General features: G+C 65.6%; 18 protein-coding genes and 1 pseudogene. 15 read left to right on the forward strand and 4 right to left on the reverse strand.

Annotated elements, in window-relative coordinates; all coding sequences use genetic code 11:
* The first annotated feature begins 224 nt into the window (after nucleotides 1-224).
* Both hydA and ACIQM4_RS02705 read left to right on the forward strand, forming a co-directional pair.
* Nucleotides 225-1,616, forward strand: coding sequence for a dihydropyrimidinase (gene hydA, locus ACIQM4_RS02700; protein ID WP_401584977.1), 1,392 nt, complete (start codon nucleotides 225-227; stop codon nucleotides 1,614-1,616).
* Nucleotides 1,617-1,660: 44 nt separating this feature from the next.
* Nucleotides 1,661-1,786 (forward strand): annotated as a pseudogene (locus ACIQM4_RS02705) (TIGR03842 family LLM class F420-dependent oxidoreductase); the annotation flags it as partial.
* A gap of 396 nt (nucleotides 1,787-2,182) precedes the next feature.
* On the opposite strand, the gene ACIQM4_RS02710 reads toward ACIQM4_RS02705, so the two are convergent.
* Entirely contained in the window at nucleotides 2,183-3,487 is a 1,305-nt protein-coding gene (locus ACIQM4_RS02710) for an MFS transporter (protein ID WP_401584980.1), read from the reverse strand.
* A gap of 139 nt (nucleotides 3,488-3,626) precedes the next feature.
* Between ACIQM4_RS02710 and ACIQM4_RS02715 the strand changes: the two genes are divergently transcribed.
* The 6 genes from ACIQM4_RS02715 (at nucleotide 3,627) to ACIQM4_RS02740 (ending at nucleotide 10,334) form a co-directional block, all read left to right on the forward strand.
* Nucleotides 3,627-4,202, forward strand: coding sequence for a CGNR zinc finger domain-containing protein (locus ACIQM4_RS02715; protein ID WP_401584983.1), 576 nt, complete (start codon nucleotides 3,627-3,629; stop codon nucleotides 4,200-4,202).
* Between the two features lie 236 nt (nucleotides 4,203-4,438).
* Complete coding sequence (locus ACIQM4_RS02720) at nucleotides 4,439-5,443, forward strand: phosphoribosylglycinamide synthetase (RefSeq protein ID WP_401584986.1); 1,005 nt, start codon at nucleotides 4,439-4,441, stop codon at nucleotides 5,441-5,443.
* A gap of 124 nt (nucleotides 5,444-5,567) precedes the next feature.
* On the forward strand, nucleotides 5,568-8,591 hold the full coding sequence (locus ACIQM4_RS02725) for an AfsR/SARP family transcriptional regulator (protein WP_401584988.1): 3,024 nt from the start codon (nucleotides 5,568-5,570) through the stop codon (nucleotides 8,589-8,591).
* A 123-nt stretch (nucleotides 8,592-8,714) separates the two neighbouring features.
* Nucleotides 8,715-8,885 (forward strand): hypothetical protein, encoded by a 171-nt coding sequence (locus ACIQM4_RS02730; protein WP_401584991.1) that lies wholly within the window; start codon nucleotides 8,715-8,717, stop codon nucleotides 8,883-8,885.
* Between the two features lie 107 nt (nucleotides 8,886-8,992).
* Complete coding sequence (locus tag ACIQM4_RS02735; protein ID WP_401584994.1) at nucleotides 8,993-9,976, forward strand: LuxR C-terminal-related transcriptional regulator; 984 nt, start codon at nucleotides 8,993-8,995, stop codon at nucleotides 9,974-9,976.
* Between the two features lie 70 nt (nucleotides 9,977-10,046).
* On the forward strand, nucleotides 10,047-10,334 hold the full coding sequence (locus ACIQM4_RS02740) for a hypothetical protein (RefSeq protein ID WP_401584997.1): 288 nt from the start codon (nucleotides 10,047-10,049) through the stop codon (nucleotides 10,332-10,334).
* A 166-nt stretch (nucleotides 10,335-10,500) separates the two neighbouring features.
* On the opposite strand, the gene ACIQM4_RS02745 is transcribed toward ACIQM4_RS02740, so the two are convergent.
* Nucleotides 10,501-10,923: a transposase gene (locus tag ACIQM4_RS02745; RefSeq protein WP_401586055.1), complete on the reverse strand. Its 423-nt coding sequence runs from the start codon at nucleotides 10,921-10,923 to the stop codon at nucleotides 10,501-10,503.
* A 167-nt stretch (nucleotides 10,924-11,090) separates the two neighbouring features.
* Here ACIQM4_RS02745 and ACIQM4_RS02750 point away from each other — a divergent pair, with 167 nt between their 5' ends.
* On the forward strand, nucleotides 11,091-11,558 hold the full coding sequence (locus ACIQM4_RS02750; protein ID WP_401584999.1) for a hypothetical protein: 468 nt from the start codon (nucleotides 11,091-11,093) through the stop codon (nucleotides 11,556-11,558).
* A gap of 217 nt (nucleotides 11,559-11,775) precedes the next feature.
* Here the strand turns inward: ACIQM4_RS02750 and ACIQM4_RS02755 are convergent, their stop codons facing one another.
* Nucleotides 11,776-13,032 (reverse strand): NAD(P)/FAD-dependent oxidoreductase, encoded by a 1,257-nt coding sequence (locus ACIQM4_RS02755; protein WP_401585002.1) that lies wholly within the window; start codon nucleotides 13,030-13,032, stop codon nucleotides 11,776-11,778.
* On the reverse strand, nucleotides 13,025-13,225 hold the full coding sequence (locus ACIQM4_RS02760; protein ID WP_401585005.1) for a ferredoxin: 201 nt from the start codon (nucleotides 13,223-13,225) through the stop codon (nucleotides 13,025-13,027). The genes ACIQM4_RS02755 and ACIQM4_RS02760 overlap by 8 nt, the downstream gene beginning before the upstream one ends.
* A gap of 304 nt (nucleotides 13,226-13,529) precedes the next feature.
* On the opposite strand from ACIQM4_RS02760, the gene ACIQM4_RS02765 reads away from it, so the two are divergent.
* The 6 genes from ACIQM4_RS02765 to ectB all read left to right on the forward strand — a co-directional run bounded on the left by ACIQM4_RS02765 (nucleotide 13,530) and on the right by ectB (nucleotide 19,731).
* The gene (locus tag ACIQM4_RS02765) at nucleotides 13,530-13,928 is read left to right on the forward strand and encodes an ectoine synthase (protein ID WP_401585008.1); all 399 of its coding nucleotides are present in this window, start codon (nucleotides 13,530-13,532) and stop codon (nucleotides 13,926-13,928) included.
* 510 nt (nucleotides 13,929-14,438) lie between these two features.
* The gene (locus ACIQM4_RS02770; RefSeq protein WP_401585010.1) at nucleotides 14,439-15,689 is read left to right on the forward strand and encodes a diaminopimelate decarboxylase; all 1,251 of its coding nucleotides are present in this window, start codon (nucleotides 14,439-14,441) and stop codon (nucleotides 15,687-15,689) included.
* On the forward strand, nucleotides 15,686-16,606 hold the full coding sequence (locus ACIQM4_RS02775; RefSeq protein ID WP_401585013.1) for a 4'-phosphopantetheinyl transferase superfamily protein: 921 nt from the start codon (nucleotides 15,686-15,688) through the stop codon (nucleotides 16,604-16,606). Before ACIQM4_RS02770 ends, ACIQM4_RS02775 begins: the two co-directional genes overlap by 4 nt.
* Nucleotides 16,606-18,156, forward strand: a complete 1,551-nt coding sequence (locus tag ACIQM4_RS02780) for a class I adenylate-forming enzyme family protein (protein ID WP_401585015.1) — start codon at nucleotides 16,606-16,608, stop codon at nucleotides 18,154-18,156. The genes ACIQM4_RS02775 and ACIQM4_RS02780 overlap by 1 nt, the downstream gene beginning before the upstream one ends.
* Nucleotides 18,157-18,208: 52 nt before the next feature.
* Nucleotides 18,209-18,472, forward strand: coding sequence for an acyl carrier protein (locus ACIQM4_RS02785; RefSeq protein ID WP_401585017.1), 264 nt, complete (start codon nucleotides 18,209-18,211; stop codon nucleotides 18,470-18,472).
* Nucleotides 18,469-19,731, forward strand: coding sequence for a diaminobutyrate--2-oxoglutarate transaminase (gene ectB / locus ACIQM4_RS02790; RefSeq protein WP_401585020.1), 1,263 nt, complete (start codon nucleotides 18,469-18,471; stop codon nucleotides 19,729-19,731). The genes ACIQM4_RS02785 and ectB overlap by 4 nt, the downstream gene beginning before the upstream one ends.
* Nucleotides 19,732-19,841 lie beyond the last annotated feature (110 nt).

Genomic DNA, 19,841 nt, shown 5'->3' on the forward strand with positions numbered 1-19,841 from the left:
TACGTGCTCTTCCCAACCCCCACCAAAATATCAATTGCCGGATCCGGTGGGTACCCCCCCCCAGCCGGTCTGGGGCCCCCCGGGGGGGGGCGCCCGCCGGGGGGGGGGGGGGGCCGGCCCCCCCCGGTTCGCACGCCAATGGCGCCGATCTGTAGGGAGTCCACCAGGTGGGCCGTGTGTGAGCGCGGCCGGAGGCGCAACTGACGTAAGGAGCACGGGTACACATGACGCGTACACAGATCACCGGCGGGCTCGTCATCACGGCTGCGGAGGAGGTCCACGCGGACGTTCTGATCGAGGGCAGCCGGGTGGTCGCACTGGCCGCCCCCGGCACGCAGAGCTGGACGGCGGAGCGCACGATCGACGCGACGGGCAAGTACGTGATCCCGGGCGGCGTCGACGCGCACACCCACATGGAGATGCCGTTCGGCGGAACCTTCGCTTCCGACACCTTCGAGTCGGGTACGCGGGCGGCGGCGTGGGGCGGCACGACGACGATCATCGACTTCGCGATCCAGTCCCCGGGGCAGGGTCTGCGCGCGGGCTTGGACGCGTGGCATGCGAAGGCCGGCGGCAAGTGTGCGATCGACTACGGCTTCCACATGATCATGTCGGACGTGAACGAGTCGTCCCTCAAGGAGATGGACGGCCTGGTCTCCGAAGGGATCTCCTCGTTCAAACTGTTCACTTCGTACCCTGGAGTCTTCTTTAGCGACGACGGCCAGATCCTCCGCGCGATGCAGAAAGCGGCCTCCAACTGCGGGCTGATCATGATGCACGCGGAGAACGGCCTCGCCATCGACGTCCTCGTCGAGCAGGCCCTGGCGCGTGGCGAGTCGGACCCCCGCTACCACGGCGAGGTCCGCAAAGCCCTGCTGGAGGCGGAAGCCACCCACCGCGTCATCAAGCTCGCGCAAGTCGCGGGCGCCCCGGTCTACGTGGTCCACGTATCGGCCGAGGAAGCCCTCCACGAGATCGCGACCGCCCGCCACCAGGGGCTCCCGGTCTTCGGCGAGACCTGTCCCCAGTACCTCTTCCTCTCCACCGACAACCTCGCCGAGCCCAACTTCGAGGGCGCCAAGTACGTCTGCTCAACTCCCTTGCGCCCCAAGGAACATCAGGCCGCCCTCTGGCGGGGGCTGCGTACGAACGACCTCCAGGTCGTCTCCACCGACCACTGCCCCTTCTGCTTCACCGGCCAGAAGGAAATGGGCCGCGGAGACTTCTCCAAGATCCCCAACGGGCTGCCGGGCGTCGAGAACCGTATGGACCTCCTCCACCAGGCCGTCGTCGACGGCCACATCTCCCGCCGCCGCTGGATCGAGATCGCGTGCGCGACGCCGGCCCGGATGTTCGGCCTGTACGGCCGGAAGGGCACGATCGCGCCGGGCGCGGACGCCGACGTCGTCATCTACGACCCGGCGGCCGAGCAGGTCATCTCCGCCGCCACCCACCACATGAACGTCGACTACTCGGCGTACGAAGGTAGGCGGATCACCGGCCGGGTCGAGACCGTGCTCTCGCGCGGCGAGATCGTTATCGAGGGCGGGGAGTTCAAGGGGCGGGCCGGTCACGGCACGTATCTGCCTCGCTCAAGCAGTCAGTACCTGAGTTAGGCCGACCGGCTCGTTCCCATTCGTTTGAACGCAAGGAGCAGCGCATGGACTTTGGGCTCGTCCTGTAGGCGGACCCGCCGGCCTCGAAGGTGATCAGCCCGATGAAGCGTGCGGAGCGGAACGGTTTCACCTACGGGTGGACCTATGACTCGGCGGTGCTGTGGCAAGAGTGCCGACGTCGGCGTCCCCTGGGGGACGCCGACGGAGCTCCGTGCTCCCAATGGGCGCCAGGGTTTCCGGGCAGTCGGGCGGCCCGTCACCGGCCGCAACCAGCTGGGGAATCAAGCGGAGCTGGGGACCATGATCGTGGGGAATTACTCGACCGTCGACAGCGTCAAAAGATCCGTGACAAACCCTAGCCAAAGCTCGGCGGTGTCGACTGTCGATCGGCGCCCGATCTGATCCGTTCCGCCCTGGGCTGCGGAGATCGGGCGCAGCTGCCGGTCTGGGTCCGGTGGCGCGTCTCGCGAACGGGCCCGTGGCCGACGCGTCGTTGGGCGACGGCACTGTCGGCGTCGGGGCACAGGGTGCTCGTCGTCCGAGGGAGGCTCATGCGTACGCCGACATCAGGCAGTGAGGACGCCGCGGTTGTAGCGGCAGGTCCAGGTGACGGCCCCCATGACGACCGCGGTGATGGCGAACGTCATCGTGACCGAGCCGGTGCTGGCGAAGAGGCCGCCGAACCCCGCCACACCCATGGCCGCACCCACCGCGATGCTGGTCTCCTGAAGGGCCCCGGCGCGGGCGACATCCTTGGGTGCGACGCTTCCCAGAAGGTATACGTCGCCCGCCGCGTATGCGATTCCCACGCCCAGACCGATCAGGAAGCCAGCCAACCACGGGTTGAAAAAGGCGGCCACTGCAAGGCCGAGAGCGCACAGGGCCATGCTGACCTGAAAGACCTGCACCGGAAGCAGGCGCATGCGCAATTTATTGAGCACGAACCCGCCGAGCGATACCCACAGCGCCAGCGCCGCGACCGGAAGAAGGGCTACGAGCGAGTCAGCCTTCGCGCTGAGCAGGAAGATGGATCCTGTGTAGCACCCCGCGGCGAAGGTGAACGCGAACGCACAGACACCAACGCGGGAGAAGCTGAGCATGCGGATATCGACGAGCGGGTCCGGGGAGCGGCCTTGCCGCAGGCAGAAGAACGTCAGGATGACGCATCCGGCAGCGGTCGCCAGCAGGCGCGCAATCATCCCGCCGTGGCTCTGCAGGCCGCCCACGAACAGGCCGAAGCCAAGGAGGGCCAAGACCGAGGAGGCGACATCGATTTTCGTCGATGACGCGTGTCCCAGATTGATCCCGCGCAGCAGCAGCCATACCAATGAACCGCACAGCAGGGCCACCACGGCCGGCAACCAGAACAGCAACGTGTACGCGCCGGCATCGACGAATGCCCGGCCAACCAGGGGACCTGATCCGGCCCCCATGCTGAAGGAAAGAATCCACAAGGAGTAGCCCAGGGCGCGCTCCGAGGTGTGCGGCAGGCTGCCGACAGCCGAGGCGACGCTGGAAATGATCAGTGCATAGCCGAAGCCCTGCACGAACCGGGCCGCTGTCCATGCCTCCGGTGAATCCAGCAGTGCGGGGCTGGCGCCTGCGACCGCGAACACAGCAAGCCCCATCGTCAATGTTGCGCCGGGGCCGATCCGCGCACCCAGACGGGAGCCCAGGACAACACTCGCTGCGAGGGCGATCGAGTATCCGTCGATAAACCACAGGCGCCAGGAATCGTCCAGCACGGGCAAGTCATAGGCGTTGGCGTTGAACAGCGTCGAGTCCACACCTCCGAGGAACACGGGAATGAAGAGCAGCGGGAAGAGGATCTTCTTGGGAACGGCGCGCTGCGCAGGGGCAAGGGCAGTCATGAGATCTCCCAGTCAATCTGGAACCATGTAAGGCGGTTCTAGCATGCCCGCGCCTCAGGTGGCAACCAGGTAAGGCGGTTCCGCGCCCACCGTGACGCCAGGTCCGTCGAGAGGGAGGGGAACCTGCTACGATGGTTCTATGACTGTCGCGCACTTCCCTGAGTTCCGTATTGGCCAAGTGCTGGCGACCAGTTTCACGGCGACTCTGACAGAGCGCTTCGGCAGCCCGGTGGAGCGCATCCCCGTGCCGTCCCGGCTGGTGGACTGGTTGGCGGTCCACCAGCTCGTGGTCGACTCCTGTACCGAGCTTCAGCTCGAACGCGCCCGTGAACTGCGGGAGTCGATTCATGCTGCGGCCACCGCCGTTGCGGAACAGGGCCCACTTCCCTCTTCGGCTGTCCGAGTCCTCAATCGCTGCAGCACTCGCGGTGGGGCTGTGGTCACCCTGGCGTCCGACGGCCGCCGGGAGTGGCGGCTGGGTTCAGCTTCCGTGGAAGACGCGCTCAGCGTGATCGCCGCGGATGCGATCGACATCATCTCCGGAGAGCGAGACGGCAAGATGGCCTTGTGCGCCTCACCGACATGCCAAGCCGCGTTCTTCGACGCCAGTCGATCCCGTACGCGCCGATGGTGCGACATGAATACGTGCGGGAACCGAGAGAAGAAGGCGCGCTTCCTCGCCAACCAGCGCAAGAAGTCAGGTTCTGTTGGCTGAGCGTGCAGCTCTCCGAGGCACTGGCCGCGACGTTCGTGTTCCCTTCCGAGGCTCGTCGTCCCGAGCCGCGGGAGCAGCGGCACGACATCAAGCTCTGCGCATCAGCGAAAAGGTGATCTGCGAGCAAACGCTCTTTCTTCTCTGTCCCTCATGCACCTCGTCGGCCAGTCCTGGTCAACTCGTACAGGAGAAGGGGAAGGGAACAGAAGGGGAAGAACGAAGTTCATGGTGGCGTTATGAGTGCATACTCCCTGAGGAACTCGCAGCCCCATCTGCTCTTGGTGATGCCGAGCCACCAGCTCGTGCGCAAGGGGGCCGAGCTGGGGTTCCGCATCTGGTCGTTATGGGATCCGGAGCAGCTCGAGACCGACTTCGCGCCGCAGGTCGCAGAGGCCTCTGAAGAGCTGCTGCTCGCCGATTTCTCCGACGAGACCCAACTGCGCAAGACTGTCGCGCGGACCGCGCGGCGCCACGGCATCGACGCCGTGCTGCACGGCGGACACGGCAACCCCGCTCTCCCAGTGGTTCGAGAGGCCTGGCAGTTGGGTCTGTCCACGAACCCGCCGGCGGTGTACGAGCGTCTCCAGGCCCTCGAAGGCGCCGGACACGAGCCTGCATCGACCCCCAGGGTGAGCGTCGAGACACTGACGGTGAACGGACGCCACCACATGGTCGGGATAACGGCCCAACGCACCACAGGAGCACCGCACTTCCACGTGACGGGCCACCTCCACCCGGCGCCGTTGACCGAATTCGAGCGCCGGACCATCGAGACGGCGGTCGAGGAGCGACTGACGGCGAGCGGATACTGTTCCGGCCCGGCCCACACACTGGTGGCGCTGCTGCCCCACGGGCCGCGAATCCTGTCCTGTCGCACGCATCTGGGGGGCGACCGTATTCCTCTGCTCGTCGACATCGCGCACGGGTTCGACCTGGAGGCAGCGGTCTTCGCTGACCTCCTCGGCCGCAGCCCGGTCGTGCCGGTAGCCCACCAGTACGCAGAGACCGGCTTCTTCCTGCTGCCCGAAGGACGGCTGCTGACGTACACGGGCACCGAGAACATCGCTGTGACCCCGTGGGTCCGTGGCGCCAGATTCCCGTATTCCGTCGGCAACTTGGTCGCTTCCATCGGCGACCCGCGTGCCCGGCGTGCCTATGTGGTCGTCGAGGGGGAGACACCGGAGCACACGCGCGAGCGGATTGCCAAGGCCCGAGGCGACCTGGTCGCCGAAATCCGGTAGGCAACAGGCGCGAAATGGCTTGATCACTGCTGGTGTGCGCTCCGCAAGAAGGATCTACTTTCCCGGTCGCGTGTGTCTCATTTCCCACCGCTGACCACTGACGGGAGAGAGCGGGGTGCAGGCCGTGACAGCAGAGGACATTCAGGACAGCGCGCGCACTCGACCGGAGTTCGCCGTACTGGGGTCTTTGGAAGTCCGCATCGACGGCGAGCTCCTGCCTGTCAACGGTGCGTTACAGCAACGCATCCTCGTCGCGCTGCTCCTGGAAGCCGGACGCGTCGTACCCATCTCCCGCCTGGTGGAAGCCGCCTGGCAGGAAAAGCTGCCGGACAGCGCCGAGCACCAAGTGCGCAAGACCGTCGCCAAGCTGCGCGGCCGCATTCCACACGGTCACGACATCATCGCTACCGACGGGGCGGGATACCGAGCGGTCGTCGGCGCCGAAAACCTCGATCTGCTGCAGTTCCAGCAGCTGCTGCACCAGGCGCGGGAGTCACTGGAGGCGAAGAAGAGAGAGCAGGCGGCCGCGCAGTTCCGTGCGGCGCTGGCGCTGTGGCGCGGATCCGTACTGGCTGGATCCGGTGGCCGGGTCATCGACGGCGCCTCGACCGCGCTGGAGGAGCAGCGACTCACCGCTGCCGAGCAGCTCTACGGCCTGTGCATCGAAGCGGGCGAGGCCGCAGGGATCACGGGCGAGCTGCGCGCTCTGGTCGACGAACATCCGCTGCGCGAGACGCTGCGCAGCCGGCTCATGCTCGCCCTTTATCACTCCGGCCAACAGGCTGCCGCACTCGATGAGTTCACCCGAGTGCGAGAGCAACTCGCGGAGGAACTGGGCATTGACCCCGGCGCAGAGCTGATTGAACTCCACGAACGCATTCTGCGCCAGGACCCCGCGCTCTCACGCCCGGAGCGAATCTCCCTAACCGCCGACCCGCACCAGGCGACCGAAACTCCGCACGCGCTGCCCTTCGACGTGCCCGACTTCTCCGGCCGCACCTCCGAGCTGCAGTGGATCCGTGACGCTGTCCGCCGCGCCCCGGAGGACTCTCCGAAAGTCCTCGCCCTCGACGGAATGGGCGGCGGCGGCAAGACGGCACTCGCCGTCAGAGCTGCCCACCAACTGGCCGAGGAGTATCCGGACGGCAACCTCTTCATCGACCTGCACGGTTTCACGCCGGGTCACACGCCGCTCAGCACGTTCCAGGCAGAGGGCGACTTGCTCGCGGCCGTAGGCATTCTCAGCGAGGAGATCCCCACCGTGCCGGCCGGGCGCGCCGCGCGATGGCAGTCTTATATGCGCGGCCGCCGCATGCTCCTCGTCCTGGACAACGTAGCCGCGTCCGAGCAGGTCCGGGAGTTGATCCCTGCCTCCAGCAACAGCCTGGTCCTGATCACCAGCCGCCCGCGGCTGACCGGCCTCGACGGCGCAGGGTGGCTCTCCGTAGGCGCCCTTCCGGAGCCGGACAGCCACCAGATCCTGCACAACACCCTCGGTGCCGAACGCGTCGAGAAGGAGCCGGAAGCGACCCGTGAGTTGCTGAGGCTGTGCGGAGGACTGCCGCTGGCGGTCAGGATCGCATCCGCCCGACTGGCGAACCGCCCGCGCTGGACCGTCCAGCGGCTCGTCGAACGGCTGCGGGACCACAATCGCCGCCTGGACGAACTCGCCAGCGAAGGACGAGGAGTTGCGAGCGCACTGACCCTGTCGTACCAGTCCATGCCAACCGAGCAGCGCACAGCCTTCCGGCTCCTCGGTCACCACCCGGGACGCTACCTGGATGCGGACGAGGCTGCCGCGCTCTTGGACATCGACACCCTCAAGGCCGAGGACGTACTGGAAGAGCTCGTCGACGCCCGACTCCTGGAAGCCAGGGAGCCGGGCGTGTACGCGCTGCACGACCTGGTGCGCAGCTTCGTCCAGCGGGTCGCGCAGGGCGAGCGGGCACCGAAGGACGGGCAGGCCACGGAGCGACTGCTCGACCACTACCTGCGCACAGCGGAACTTGCCTGCGACACGCTGTTCCCCGGGCGGCGCCGCGTCAGCGGCACCGACGAGAAAGGCTCACTGGGCCAAGGCTTCGTCCACAAGGACAAGGCACTCCAGTGGCTCGACCAACACCGCGAGAGCCTTCTCGCGGCCGTGGACGCCGCGTACGAGCAAGGACTGCTGTGGCATGCCGCACGACTGCCACGTGAGTTGGGCTTCCACTCCAGCATTCGCGGCTACGACGCCAGCGCCAACACGGCGCTGGAGAAGGGCGTCAACGCGTCCACACAGCTCGGAGATCAGTCGCTGGCCCGGCTGAACCTGATGAACCTGGCCATGGGCAAGTGGCGGCTGGGGCAGCTGAGCGGCGCGGTCGCCCGCCTGGAGGAAGCCGTCGACCTGTCCCGGCAGATGGAGGACGAGCACAGCGAAGCTGAGTGCCGCGCCCGCCTCGGACAGGCATACAACAGCATGGGCGAGCTGGAGCGTGCGCTACAGATGAGCCAGGAGGCCGGCAGACGCGCGCAGGAGCTCGGCTTCACTCGACTCGACGGTTCCTCGCGCAGCATGCTGAGCCTGATCCAGGTACGGCTCGGGCGGTTCGAGGAAGCGGTGGAATCGGCCGAGCGCGCGGTGGCCATCTTCGATTCGATAAGGGAAGTGCAGCTATCTGTGCACGCGTTGAGCTACCTCTCCCAGGCGATCGAAGGGCTGGGGCACTATGAGGAGGCGCTCGCCCGGACCGACACGGCACTGGAGCGGTGCCGGGACCTGAACATGCTCCCGGATTTGCCGCTCGTACTCGCCCGCAGAGCCGATGTGCTGGTGCGCATGGGCGAGATGGAGGAGGCGGCGGACAGCGCCGACCACGCACTCACCAAGGTCACCTGCAGCACCGGTGACATCCACCGCGCCACCGTGCACCTCTCCGTCGGACGCGTGCGGTACGCCCAGGGGAACCTGGATCTGGCGAAGGACCAGCAGCTTCTGGCCCACGAGATCGCCTGCCGGATGGAGCTGCGCTATGAAGAGGCGTGCGCGCTGTGGGGACTTGCCCATACCGCGGAGGCTCAAGGGAACGCGCAGATGGCACAGGAGCGCCGCGCCGCGGCTGACAACCTCTTCTCTCTCATGAAGGTGCCGGAAACGGCACGTTGAGCCGGGTACGCCGAGCGGCTGACGGAGCGGGGATCGGGCGGGTGTCCAGAGGGGCAGGGGAAGGGAAGACGGACCGGCAGCATCTGAGGAGTCAAAAGGTTCGTTCTTCGAAGGGGTTCACTCATGCGCGCCGCTTCCATAGCCACCGCCATCGTCCTCGGAGCACTCGTCGGGGTATTCACCGCTTCTTCTACCGTCGCAGCCACACCTCAGGCAGTCCAGCAGACCGCTGTCGCCTCCGTGGCCTCGCCGAGCGCCATCGTGGTGACGGAGGACAACCACGGCAACGGCTGAGCTGACGGCACATGCCCGCAGGCGGCCGCTGTGAGGCGGCCGGTCCCTGCTTCACCTCACACCGGCGTGAGGTCGGAAGACTCTGACTTTCCAAGATGAGGAATCGCATGTTCGACGTTCTCGGAATGGACGCCACGGCCGAGGTGGTCTACCGCGAGATGCTGGCGCATCCGCAGGGAGGCGTGGCCGACCTGATCAACCGCCTCCAGCTACCCGAGCAGGCCATACTTACAGCACTCGACACTCTCAGCGAACTGGCCCTGGTACGCCGATCCTCCGAAGATTCCCAGAGCTTCCACGCAGTTGCTCCGCATCTTGCCGCAGAAATACTGCTTGCCAGGCAACGAACCGAACTCGCCGCGCAACAGCAACGTGTGCAAGAGGCTCAGGCCGTCGCCTTACAGCTCAATTCGGAGTCCATGCAGGGCGGAGATGAATTGCACCGTCTGAAGGGAGCCGACGGCGTCCGCGACTACCTGGCGACTCTGTACGCCGAGGTCGGACGCGAGTTGCTGACATTCGCTCCGGGCGGAGCACAGACGGCGGACAACATACGCAGCTCGCGGCCGCTCGCCGAGGACCTACTGGAACGCGGAGTGCAACTGCGCAGCGTGTATTTGGAGAGCGCCCGCAATGACCCTGTGACGATGGCGCACGCGGACGGGCTGGCCGCGCTCGGCGGACGCATCCGCACCGTTCCCTCGTTGCCGAACTGCATGATCATCTGTGATCGCAGGATCGCCGTCGTCGCCGCCGACTCCGACTCCGACGACACCGCGGCCGGGGCGGTGGTCCTGCGGACAGCAGGAGTGGTCTCGTCACTGTACGCCCTGTTCGAGAGCGTCTGGCAGTCCGCACAGTCACTGGACGAGACCACCTCGCCTGTTGATACACAGCGGATGAACACGCAACAGGCCGAAGTCCTCAGGCTGTTGTCCCTGGGACACACCGACGAGTCCGTCGCGGCGCGACTGGGTGTTTCGGCTCGCACCGCGCGCCGCATCGCCACGAAACTCATGAACCAGCTTGGCGCGCGCAGCCGTTTCCAGGCCGGCGCGCACGCGGCCGCGCGAGGAATGGTTCGGCCGTGAGGTGCGCACAACCGCTGGTCGACAAGCAGCCGAAGGGGATTGACAGTACCTCGAATAGGACAGTTGCCTCATGTACCTCGTCCATCTCGCTATTGCCTCTCCAGGTGATGCCTGCGTGCCTGCTGAGATCAGACAGGCGCTCGAAGCCGCCGCACCTGACGTTCTTGAGCACGTCAGCGTGCATGCTCAGGAGCGGCCTCACCCGGTGATCGGTCTATTTCTCCGCGTCGCTTCTCTGAATGAGGCAGAGAGGGCTGCGGAGCTGATCTGGGCACGCGCTGCTGCTGCGTGCCCTCAGCTGACCGAATGGCACCTACGAAGCGCCGAAGTGCCTCTGCTTCCAATTGACGTGGACTGAGCGCCCGGAGCGCCAATCGAGGCACTTCAGTGAACTCTTCTCGGCAACGTGACGGCTGCGGTGCGCAATCACGGCGAAGTGTGGGTGGGGTAGCGCGAGTCAAGGCTTCGGCATGGTCGACGGACGTCCGCTTCATGAACATGGCGTCGCGAACAGGGCCGGCGCGTCAGGTGAGGGCACGGAGTTCGGTGAGCCCGCGCCGGCAGGTGATGAAGGCATCGGCTCGGGGCCCGGTGGTATCGAAGCGGAGCCATCGGCTGCGGACATGCTTCGCGAGGCGGGCGGGCAGGTGGTAGAGACGGAAGCGCATCGTGTCCGGCTCGGCGTCGGCCAGGCCGTCGCTGTCGTGCAGGCCGAGGAGGCGGACCCAGGCGTCCAGGTTGGCGGCGAGGTTCGCGGTGAGCATCCAACCGGTGTTCACCGCGTACGACTTCGAGGGCAGGTTACGCAGGCCGAGAGCCTTGTTCGTACGGATGCGGTCTTCGGCCTCGGCGTGATCGCGGTGCAGGAGCGTTCCGCCCTGTTTCAGCGAGATCTCCCAGGCCTGCTCGGGAAGGCGGGTGATGGCCTGTTCGTCCTCGCCGGTGATCTTCTAGCCGACGCTGAAGCGCACGGTGCGGCGTCGGGTGTTGAGGACCACGAGGTGTTCGAGCAGGCCGTGGGCGGCCCGGGCTCGTCGACACGGACGAGGGTCTTGAAGACGCTGGAGTGCGGGACCTGGGCCAGCGCGGCGGCCACAGGACCTGCAGGTGATCGGTGACCGTGTTCGCGCCCGCGTTGCCCGGCCGCAGCTCCATGGCCAGGCACTCGTCGGTGTTCGCGCACCACGCCGCGAGCGAGTGGAAGCCGAAGGTGCCATTGAACGTCGGCGCCGCCGGCTCCTTCTTCGAGGCGGCCGTGATGATGGTGGCGTCGATGTCGACCATGACTCAGCCCTTCGGCCGACGGCCCGCCGCGCTGAGCCACGGAAAGCTGCCGCGCCGCAAGTGCAGCTGGGACCTCACGTGCCGGCGGACCTTCCGCCGTGACTTGGCGATCGATTCCAGGGCATGTCCTCCCAGTGCGGCCAGCGCGGCCAGCACGGCCAGCACGGCCAGCACGGCCAGCACGCGGCGGACTGTGGAATCCGAGGCAGGAGAATCGAACAAGGAGCAGTGGTGCAGGCCGAGTTTCTCGGCCTCGCTCAAATTCGTCGTGCCCAGAGCGATGGCCACCACGAGCTGAACCACCGTCGTCGCCCGGTCACGCCGGCCGGGCCCGAAACCTGTCGGCAGCACCCGGGCGGGCCCACCGGCCAGCCTCACCGCTCTGCATGCCCCATCAGCCCCTTGCCGTCAGCGCGCACGCGCAGCCCACAGTCCCACCCTGTACGCTCCTGCACCGGATCCGACGTCAGCAATCAGACCCTCGCAGGTCATCGGCACCTTCTGCTGTCGGGGCGTCAGGTTGTCCAATCCGCCCGAACAGCCAGGGCCGAATATGCCGAAGCCCTGTCCTCGCGCCAACGCAGCTTCAACGACGTCAGAAGTTTGATGTAGGCGCTGTTGAAGCGGGCGCCTGTATCCATGTATGCGACGCCGACCATCGTTCCCTTGTGTAGAAACCGGACGAGCACTCCGTGATCTAGTTGATTAAGATCCCCGTACATGATCTCCACGGAATCCGACATATTCAAGTTTCCGGCAATCTGAATGCGCAGTCCGCATATCTCTGTGGTCACGTTAGGGAAGTACTCGATGGGGGAGATCTTTCCGTCGTGATTCAGAGATGACGCCACGGACCTGCCTGCAAGATCTCCGGTATCGATCGCGTTCTTCCAGAATTCCCTACGTGTAAGACTTCCCAAGGCCCACGGGTCGGGGTACTGCGCGATATCCCCGGCCGCGAACACATCTGCGTATCCCGGCACACGCATATACTCATCGACGCGCACCCCGTCGGACAGATCCAGACCGTTCCCGCGCAGCCATTCGACGTTGGGCACGCTTCCGATGGCCTCGATAGACAGTGATTGACTCGCAGAGCGATCGCGGAGCTTGTCCCGTGCAGCCTTGCCGGTCAGGAACGTCACGCCGTTCTTGACGAGCCAATGTGCGAGTGCGGTAGAGATGCGCTCCCCGAGTATGCTCTCAAACGGCCCGCGTCGGAGTGCTTCGAGCATTACCACGTCACAACCGTACTCTTTGGCCAGCGAAGCAAGTTCACAGGCGACGAATCCGGCGCCCATGATCGTGACCTTTTTGTTCTTCTGCAGCTCATGGTGGATGACCCGGGCATCGTCCAAATCGCGCAGAGTTCTGTGTGTGTAACACTCGCGCTCCCTGCCGGTCTGGGCGGTCGAGGTGCGCGGGCGCACGCCTGTAGCGATCACCAGTCTGCCGTATGCGAACGTTTCACCTGAACTCAGATGCAACAACTTGTTGCGCAAGTCTGCGCTTTCGACTCTGGTGCCGAGACGCCAGGTCAGAGCGTCATTCTCGGCTCTCCTGATCTTTAGATCTTCAACGATGGGCATGTCTGAGGAGGTCGATGTCGGATACCGATTCTTCGTCAGGCCGGGCCGATTGTACGTACGGTGATTCTCGTCGCCGAAGATGATGATCCTGGCGTCAGCCCTACGCTTGAGTATCGCGTCAGCCGCACGCAATCCAGCTATACCTGAACCGACGATTCCGACAACCGACTCCCTCTCAGTCACGGGCATCCTGATTCAGGAAGATCGCCTGAAGGGGGCAGGCGTCGATAGCATCCTCAATGTCAGCGATATTCTCCTCATCGAACGACTCTTGATACTGAAGCTCCCCGCCGGCGGTGAGCTCGAAGTTGGTTGGTGCCGAAATAGCGCACTGGCCATGGTTCTGGCACTTTCCTGCGTCAACAACGATCTTCATCGTGACTCGACCTTCCGTCGCTCGGGCCTCTCGCGCTGATGTGCTCTGCGTGACCTCAATTCTGTGAGCCTCCGCGCAGTGATGGAAGAGGTGACAAGTGGCCTGAACCGGTCCCGACCTGTTCAGGCCCGCACCTCGTCGATGTCTGGATAGGAGTACGGCGGACTGAAAGGGTCAGGGCCGAATCAGTCCATCGAAATTCTCTTCCCGTGGACCGCAGGGATCGTGAAGAATTCTGTTCACCGGCGCTGGTCTGCCCGTGCCGTCCATGAAAGCCCCTTAGCAGGAGAAGGAGATCTCTATCATGATCGTCCGTTCGTTTGAGGATCTTGAGGGGACTGAGCGCCACGTGAAGTCGGAGTCCGGCGCCTGGGAGAGCAGGCGCATTGTCCTGGCCCGAGAAAAGGTCGGGTTCTCTCTGCACGAGACGACGGTCTATGCCGGCGCCGAGCCGCCGATGTGGTGGTACGCAAACCACATTGAAGCCGCGCTGTGCGTTCAGGGTGAGTCGGAGCTGACCAACGAGGAGACGGGGGAGAAGCACTTGATCACACCCGGCATGATGTACCTCCTTGACGGCCACGAACGGCACACTCTGCGCCCCAAGAGCGACTCTCGCTTCATCTGTGTGTTCAACCCGCCCGTCACCGGCCGGGAGGTCCACGACGGGGACGGCGTCTATCCGCTGCTCACCGAGGAGTAAGCCACCTGATACTGCTATTTACCCTTTTCGATCTTTGAGGGGATTATGGACTCTGCTGCACAATTCGGCGAGAGCTTCCGGCGGCCTGCCTCGACCTGTGGAAGAGCAGATCACAGACAGTCCTGACTGGGGCGGTTCGAGCAGGTTTGGCGAATTGTGTAGCAGAGTCACCCTGCCTCCCGCGCAGAGCCCGATGATCAACCATCCGCATCTGCCGAGCCATTGCCGTGGATCAGGGGAGACGGATCAAGGGCCAGCGTCCAACCCGAAAGCGGCCTGAACAGGTCGGGGCCGATTCAGGCCGGACGTTACTTATTCCATCGCCGTGTGAAAGCAAGCAGAATCATTATCACTGATGTAGACACCCGCGAGAGAGGCTAGTAATGACACGTTGGATATTCGACCCAGAGGGTGTACCCGCAGAGCAGCGGACGGTTGATCGCCGACTCGACGACGGCGGATGGCAGTGATCGTGTGAATACTTCGAAGACCCATGTCCAGGGACACGCGATGTCAGCGCTCGCCGAGGAGTTCGGCACTCCTCTGTTCGTCTATGACGCGGATATTCTGGAAGGCATGTTCCGTGAGCTGCGCGGCGTGCTCCCCGCCACTACCGATGTTTTCTACTCGCTCAAAGCCAACCCGAACATCAGCGTATGTGCAGTGCTGAACTCGGTGGGCGCCGGCGCCGAAGTCTCGTCGTACGCCGAACTGGTCACCGCTCTGCGAGCAGGGGTCGCGCCCGAGGACATCATCTTCCTCGGCCCCGGCAAGGACGAACGAGAACTGACCGCGTGCATTGAATCCGGAATCCACGCGATCGTCTGCGAGTCGCTGGACGAACTGGACCTGTTGGACGCGCTGCTGGCCACCACCGGCCGTGACGAGTTCCCAGTGCTCCTACGTGTGAACCCTGCCTTCGGTAGCAAGGGGTCAGGACTGGCCATGGGTGGAAAGCCCCGGCAATTCGGTATCGACGAGGCCGAACTGCGTGACTCCAAACAACGGCTCGCGGCGCTGCGGCACGTCCGACTGAAGGGGGTGCATGCGTACATGGGGACGCGGTTCCTGAACCACGAGGACGTCATCCACAACACCCGGCAGATCCTCGCCACTGCCGAGGACTTGGCCGGGCACCTCGGATTCCCGCTGGAGACCGTGGACTTCGGCGGCGGGCTCGGTATCGCCTACTTCGACAACGAGGAGGACCTGGACCTCGTGGCACTCGGGGCCGGCATGACGGACGTGCTGTCCTCCTTCTCCGCGCGTAACCCGAACTGCCGGACGATTATGGAGCTGGGCCGGTTCCTGACAGCCATGGCCGGCATTTACGTCGTCCGAGTCCGCTATGTGAAGGACTCCATGGGGGAGACCTTCGTGGTCGCCGACGGCGGCACCAACCACCACATGGCCGCTGTCGGTGTCGGTAGCTTCGTCAAGCGAAACTTCCCGATCCGCCATCTCGAGGACCGTGGTGACGAGGAGCTGCGGCCCCACACTGTGACCGGACCGCTGTGCACGCCCAACGACGTGGTTGCCAAGAAGGTCCAGCTGCCAGAGGTGCGTCCGGGAGACCTGCTCGCCGTGGAGCGGTCCGGAGCCTACGGACCCACCGCTTCCCCCGGCCTCTTCCTCAGCCACGGATTCCCGGCCGAGGTCCTGGTACATGGCGGGCGAGCCCATCTGGTCCGGGAACGCGACAGCACGGAGGACCTGCTGGCCAAGCAGCACCTCGTCGATCTGCGCGCCGCGGCCGGATGAGCATCGCAGCAAGCCGGACCGTCCGGGTCGGAGTGGACGTCCTCGACTGCTCGGAACTCCGCCGCCTGCTCGAACGGCCTTGGTTCCTGCACTTCGGCTTTGCCCCCGAGGAACTGGCCCACGCCGAGACCCTCGGCGCCCGCCGACGTCTGGAGTTCCTCACAGGCAGGTTCGCCGCCAAGGAAGCCGTCCTCAAAGTCCTGGGCATCGGCTTCCTCCAGGGCGTGGCGCCACGGGAGATCTGTGTGCAGCACACACCGCACGGTGCCCCGGTCGTCCGCTTACGGGAGCGGGCTGCCCAACTCACCCCGTCCGTCGTCTCAGTGTCCATCACGCACAAAGAGAACGTCGTAGCCGCCGTCGCCATCGGCCTTCCCGCACCCGACGGTGCAGCACACGACATCGGACCAACAGCAGCAAAGGAGCCTGAAGCCGTGTCCCTGCCCACTGCCGAAACGGCCGCCCCCCTCCAGCAGAACGCCCTTGACGGACAAGCCTCGCAGACCACAGCCCTCATTCGCGTACGCATCGGCCAGGAAGACGCCCATTATGGCGGTGGCCTGGTGGACGGCGCCCACATTCTGCGGCTCTTCGGCGACCTGGTCACCGAGATCACCATCCGCACAGACGGCGACGAGGGCCTGCTGGCCCAGTACGCCGACCTCCGTTTCACCGCACCCGTGAAGCCCGGCGACTACATCGAGGCACGCGGCCGGCTCGTACGACAGACCAGGCTGCGCCGGGTGGTCGAGCTGGAGGCGCACAAGGTCCTCAGCGCCCGCCCGGAAGCAGGTGACAGTGCCGCCGCAGTCCTGGACACGCCCCAGCTCGTGTGCACTGCCACCGCCACCACTGTCGTCCCGTACCGCAGGACGAATGTGGTCACCGCCCCCAACCGTACGGCCGAGGAGGCATGATGCCCCGCTCAGCGCAACTCCTGCACGAACTCCTCGACCAGGCCGCCGAGTGCAGCCCGCAATCCGTCGCGCTCAGTAGCCAAGGCAGCTGCCTCACCTACGCCGAACTCGCGGAGGCCAGCGTGCGTATGGCAGGCCACCTCCAGCAGGAGGGCGTGGGGCGCGGCGACCGTATCGTCGTTACTGCCTCGGACGGTATCGGCATCACGCTCCTCGTGTACGCCGCATCCCGCCTCGGCGCCGTCTTCAGCATCCTGCACGAGCAGGTGCGCGGCGCACCGCTGGAACATGTCGTGAAGGACTGCGAGCCCGAACTCCTGGTGTCCGATGACCCGGAGGTGGCGGACACCGCAGTGCGGAACAAGCTGACGTTCCTGCGGATCGAGGAGCTGGTACGCCCCGCTCTCGACCGGAGGACCATTGCCACCCCGCTGCCAGAGAACCCCGGCACCCTCACCGTCGACCCGGTCAGCCTGATCTACACCTCCGGCACCACTGCCCTGCCCAAGGCCGTGGTCAGCACTCACCAGCAGGTCCTGTTCGCGGCGACGGCCATCCAGGACTGCCTGAACTACCGCGCAGAGGACGTGGTGTACTGCCCACTGCCGCTGTCCTTCGACTACGGCCTCTACCAGGTGTATCTGTCCGCGCTCAGCGGCGCCCGACTTCACCTGGGCACAGTCGCCGAGGCCGGCCCGCCGCTCCTTCGCAGCCTGGAAGCGGCCGGCGCCACGGTCCTTCCGGGCGTGCCCTCCGTCGCGGACCGGCTCGCCTGGCTGCTCCGCCGCAGCGCCGGCAAGCTCGGCAAGCTGCGCCTGCTCACCAACACCGGCGCGGCCCTGTCGGACAGCACCATGTCCGCACTACGCGAGGCGCTGCCGCAGCTGCGGATCCAGGTCATGTACGGCCTGACCGAGTGCAAGCGCACCGCGATCATGCCGCCAGACGGCGACCTGACCCACCCCGGCTCCTGCGGCATACCGCTGCCCGGCACCGAGGTCTTCGTCATCGGCGACGACGGCGAACGCCTGTCGTCGGGCGAGATCGGCCAGTTCGTGGTCCGCGGACCGAACGTCATGGCCGGCTACTGGCGACGCCCCGAACTCACCGCCGAGCGTTTCCCTCGCACTGGGGGACTCTTCCCTGAGCTGCGCACCGGCGACTACGGCTGGCAGGACAAGGAGGGCTACCTCTACTTCTCCGGCCGCCGCGACGACCTGTACAAGGAGCGCGGATTCCGTCTCAGCGCCACCGAGGTCGAAGCCGCCGCGACCCGCGTCGACGGAGTGACCTCCGCCGCCGTACTGCCGCCCGAGGGCAAACGAACCGCGCTCCTCGCGGTGGTCGCCGACATCACCGCGGACGAGGTGCGCCAGGGCATGCGCGAACACATCGAGCCCTTCAAGATCCCGCGGCGCTGCGTCCGCCTCGACGCCCTGCCCACCAACGGAAACGGCAAGGTCGACCGCAAGAAGCTTGCCGCTCTGATCGAGCAGACCCCGGCGACCTCGATCACCACCGAAGCCCTGCAGACCCGCCTCGCCCACTGACCTTCACCACACCCGAACACACCTACTCCTCACCAGACGTAAGGACACAAACATGGACCGCCAGAACGTTGTCACCGCCCTTGAGAACGCCCTCACCGACGTCCTGGAGCGCCCCGTCACCGGCCTCACCGGCGATGTGAAGCTTTTCGACGACCTGCACCTGGACTCCACCACCATGCTCGAGATGCTGATGAACCTGGAGGACTCCATCGGCCTGGCCGTCGACCCGGAAGACCTGGAGGCGGACGACTTCATCTCGGTGGACACCTTCACCAACTTCGTGCTCGCCACACAGAACGGACAGGTGGTGGCATGACCATCACGCAGCCCGACCTGAGCGTCTTCACGACCTTGGAGTCGGAGGTACGAAGCTACTGCCGCAACTGGCCCACCGTCTTCGACCGGGCACAGGGCAGCTGGATGTACGACGAGGACGGGCACGAGTACCTGGACTTCTTCGCCGGGGCCGGGTCTCTCAACTACGGCCACAACAACCCAGTGTTGAAGCGCGCCCTGCTCGACTACCTGCAGCGCGACGGCGTCACGCACGGCCTGGACATGTCGACCACGGCTAAGCGCGCGTTCCTGGAGTCGTTCCAGAACACGATCCTGCGCCGGCGAAATCTGCCGTACAAGGTCATGTTCCCGGGCCCGACGGGCACCAACGCCGTCGAAGCCGCCCTCAAACTGGCGCGCAAGGTCAAGAGGCGCGAGACGATCGTCTCCTTCACCAACGCCTTCCACGGCATGTCGCTGGGCTCCCTGGCGGTGACCGGCAACGCCTTCAAGCGAGCCGGCGCCGGCGTCCCGCTCGTGCACGCCACTCCCATGCCTTTCGACCACTACATGGACGGGAAGACACCCGACTTCCTGTGGTTCGAGCGGCTGCTCGGCGACCACGGCTCCGGTCTCGACCGACCGGCCGCGGTCATCGTGGAGACCATTCAGGGCGAGGGTGGTATCAACGTGGCCCGCGCCGAGTGGCTGCGCACCCTCGCCTCGCTGTGTCAAGAGCATGACATGCTCCTGATCGTCGACGACATCCAGATGGGCTGTGGCCGCACCGGAGGGTTCTTCTCCTTCGAGGAAACCGGCATCACCCCGGACATCGTCACCGTCTCCAAGTCCATCAGCGGGTACGGACTGCCGATGTCTCTGTGCCTCTTCCGGCCCGAACTCGACATCTGGGAGCCGGGCGAGCACAACGGAACGTTCCGCGGCAACAACCCTGCTTTCGTCACCGCGGCCGCTGCCCTCAACGCCTACTGGTCCGACGACCAGCTCGAAAAGCAGACCCTGGCACACGCGCAGATCATCGAGACCGCTCTGCGCGACACCGCTGCGCACCACAGCGGATCGGCCTACCGGGGCCGCGGAATGGTCTGGGGCCTGGAGCTCTCCGATCCGCTGCACGCCGGCCGAGCCGCACGCCGGGCCTTCGACCTTGGACTCCTCATCGAGACCTCCGGAGTGCATGACCAGGTCGTCAAGCTGCTGCCTCCGCTGACCATCACCACCGACGATCTTGACCAAGGACTGCGCATCACACAGCGCGCCGTCTACGAGACGGCATGACCGGACCCGATATCGCCGACAGAGAAGGGACTTCCACTCCACCATGCACGTATTCAACTCGCCGGTGATCAGTCGCGAGCGCCATGACAAGAACGGTGTCCACCCACTGC

Source organism: Streptomyces sp. NPDC091272, from assembly GCF_044757485.1.
In the GTDB taxonomy this organism is placed as follows: Bacteria; Actinomycetota; Actinomycetes; order Streptomycetales; family Streptomycetaceae; genus Streptomyces.

What these genes read in the sequence shown, in the direction of transcription:
- hydA (WP_401584977.1), top strand. Translation starts at nt 225, where the DNA reads ATGACGCGTACACAGATCACCGGCGGGCTCGTCATCACGGCTGCGGAG.
- ACIQM4_RS02710 (WP_401584980.1), bottom strand. Translation starts at nt 3,487, where the DNA reads ATGACTGCCCTTGCCCCTGCGCAGCGCGCCGTTCCCAAGAAGATCCTC.
- ACIQM4_RS02715 (WP_401584983.1), top strand. Translation starts at nt 3,627, where the DNA reads ATGACTGTCGCGCACTTCCCTGAGTTCCGTATTGGCCAAGTGCTGGCG.
- ACIQM4_RS02720 (WP_401584986.1), top strand. Translation starts at nt 4,439, where the DNA reads ATGAGTGCATACTCCCTGAGGAACTCGCAGCCCCATCTGCTCTTGGTG.
- ACIQM4_RS02730 (WP_401584991.1), top strand. Translation starts at nt 8,715, where the DNA reads ATGCGCGCCGCTTCCATAGCCACCGCCATCGTCCTCGGAGCACTCGTC.
- ACIQM4_RS02735 (WP_401584994.1), top strand. Translation starts at nt 8,993, where the DNA reads ATGTTCGACGTTCTCGGAATGGACGCCACGGCCGAGGTGGTCTACCGC.
- ACIQM4_RS02740 (WP_401584997.1), top strand. Translation starts at nt 10,047, where the DNA reads ATGTACCTCGTCCATCTCGCTATTGCCTCTCCAGGTGATGCCTGCGTG.
- ACIQM4_RS02760 (WP_401585005.1), bottom strand. Translation starts at nt 13,225, where the DNA reads ATGAAGATCGTTGTTGACGCAGGAAAGTGCCAGAACCATGGCCAGTGC.
- ACIQM4_RS02765 (WP_401585008.1), top strand. Translation starts at nt 13,530, where the DNA reads ATGATCGTCCGTTCGTTTGAGGATCTTGAGGGGACTGAGCGCCACGTG.
- ACIQM4_RS02770 (WP_401585010.1), top strand. Translation starts at nt 14,439, where the DNA reads ATGTCAGCGCTCGCCGAGGAGTTCGGCACTCCTCTGTTCGTCTATGAC.
- ACIQM4_RS02775 (WP_401585013.1), top strand. Translation starts at nt 15,686, where the DNA reads ATGAGCATCGCAGCAAGCCGGACCGTCCGGGTCGGAGTGGACGTCCTC.
- ACIQM4_RS02780 (WP_401585015.1), top strand. Translation starts at nt 16,606, where the DNA reads ATGCCCCGCTCAGCGCAACTCCTGCACGAACTCCTCGACCAGGCCGCC.
- ACIQM4_RS02785 (WP_401585017.1), top strand. Translation starts at nt 18,209, where the DNA reads ATGGACCGCCAGAACGTTGTCACCGCCCTTGAGAACGCCCTCACCGAC.
- ectB (WP_401585020.1), top strand. Translation starts at nt 18,469, where the DNA reads ATGACCATCACGCAGCCCGACCTGAGCGTCTTCACGACCTTGGAGTCG.